Here is a 1768-nt window from a genome sequence, read left to right on the forward strand (position 1 = left end):
CTGCAGAGTCTGGTCGGCGGAACGGTGGTCAGGCGTAAGGTTTACGCCCGTTTTCTGGATGCGGTGAACTTCGTCAACGGAAACAGTGACGCCGATCCGGAGCAGGAGGTGATCAGCCGCTGGCGCATCGAGCAGTGCAGCGAACTGAGCGCGGTCAGTGCCTCCTTTGTGTTGTCCACACCGACGGAAACGGATGGTGCCGTTTTTCCGGGGCGCATCATGCTGGCCAACACCTGCACCTGGACCTATCGCGGTGATGAGTGCGGTTATAATGGTCCGGCTGTCGCGGATGAATATGACCAGCCGACGTCCGATATCACGAAGGATAAATGTAGCAAATGCCTGAGTGGCTGTAAGTTTCGCAATAACGTCGGCAACTTTGGCGGCTTCCTTTCCATTAACAAACTTTCGCAGTAAATCCCATGACAGAGACAGAATCAGCGATTCTGGCGCACGCCCGACGATGTGCGCCAGCGGAGTCGTGCGGCTTCGTGGTGAGAACGCCGGAGGGGGAAAGATATTTTCCCTGCGTGAATATCTCCGGTGAGCCGGAGGCGTATTTCCGGATGTCGCCGGAGGACTGGCTGCAGGCAGAGATGCAGGGTGAGATTGTCGCGCTGGTCCACAGCCATCCCGGTGGTCTGCCCTGGCTGAGTGAAGCCGACCGGCGGCTACAGGTACAGAGTGATTTGCCGTGGTGGCTGGCTTGCCGCGGGGAGATTCATAAATTCCGCTGTGTGCCGTATCTCACCGGGCGGCGCTTTGAGCACGGGGTGACGGACTGTTACACGCTGTTCCGGGACGCTTACCATCTGGCGGGGATTGAGATGCCGGATTTTCACCGCGAGGATGACTGGTGGCGTAACGACCAGAATCTCTATCTGGATAATCTGGAGGCCACAGGGCTGTATCAGGTGCCATTGTCAGCGGCGCAGCCGGGCGATGTGCTGCTGTGCTGCTTTGGTTCATCGGTGCCGAATCATGCCGCTATTTACTGCGGCGACAGCGAGCTGCTGCACCATATTCCTGAACAACTGAGCAAACGAGAGAGGTATACCGACAAATGGCAGCGACGCACACACTCCCTCTGGCGTCACCGGGCATGGCACGCATCTGCCTTTACGGGGATTTGCAACGATTTGGCCGCCGCATCGACCTTCGTGTGAAAACGGGGGGCGAAGCCATCCAGGCGCTGGCCACACAGCTCCCGGCGTTTCGTCAGAAACTGAATGAGGGCTGGTATCAGGTGCGCATTGCCGGGCGTGATGCAGGCGAAAACGAATTATCAGCCCGTCTTAATGAGCCGCTGGAAAATGGTGCCGTGATCCACATCGTTCCGCGTCTTGCGGGAGCAAAAAGTGGCGGTGTGTTTCAGGCGGTGCTGGGTGCGGCGCTGATTGCGGTGGCGTGGTGGAACCCTGCAGGCTGGCTGGGAGCTGCGGCTTTATCGGGCATGTATGCTGCGGGGGCCAGTATGATCCTTGGCGGTGTGGCGCAGATGCTGGCACCGAAAGCCAGTACCGTAACAACGACCAGCACGGATAACGGTAAGCAGAACACGTATTTCTCGTCACTGGATAACATGGTTGCCCAGGGCAATGTTCTGCCTGTTCTGTACGGTGAAATGCGCATGGGGTCGCGGGTGGTTTCTCAGGAGATCAGCACGGCAGACGAAGGGGATGGTGGTCAGGTTGTGGTGATTGGCCGCTGATGCAAAATGTTTTATGTGAAACCGCCTGCGGGCGGTTTTGTCGTTTATGGAGCGTGA

Annotated in this window: 3 protein-coding genes; all 3 read left to right on the forward strand. The window is 58.0% G+C overall.

The features are described from left to right. Nucleotides 1–417: phage minor tail protein L (locus ACJHXA_RS23785; RefSeq protein ID WP_283512393.1), on the forward strand; the 417-nt coding region annotated here is incomplete at its 5' end. 5 nt (nt 418–422) lie between these two features. Next, nucleotides 423–1166, forward strand: coding sequence for a C40 family peptidase (locus ACJHXA_RS23790; RefSeq protein WP_208482582.1), 744 nt, complete (start codon nt 423–425; stop codon nt 1164–1166). After that, the gene (locus ACJHXA_RS23795) at nt 1064–1711 is read left to right on the forward strand and encodes a tail assembly protein (protein WP_208482581.1); all 648 of its coding nucleotides are present in this window, start codon (nt 1064–1066) and stop codon (nt 1709–1711) included. Before ACJHXA_RS23790 ends, ACJHXA_RS23795 begins: the two co-directional genes overlap by 103 nt. Nucleotides 1712–1768 lie beyond the last annotated feature (57 nt).

It is taken from the genome of Escherichia sp. WS33, assembly GCF_046486385.1.
In the GTDB taxonomy this organism is placed as follows: domain Bacteria; phylum Pseudomonadota; class Gammaproteobacteria; order Enterobacterales; family Enterobacteriaceae; genus ECMA0423.

What these genes read in the sequence shown, in the direction of transcription:
- ACJHXA_RS23790 (WP_208482582.1), top strand. Translation starts at nt 423, where the DNA reads ATGACAGAGACAGAATCAGCGATTCTGGCGCACGCCCGACGATGTGCG.
- ACJHXA_RS23795 (WP_208482581.1), top strand. Translation starts at nt 1,064, where the DNA reads ATGGCAGCGACGCACACACTCCCTCTGGCGTCACCGGGCATGGCACGC.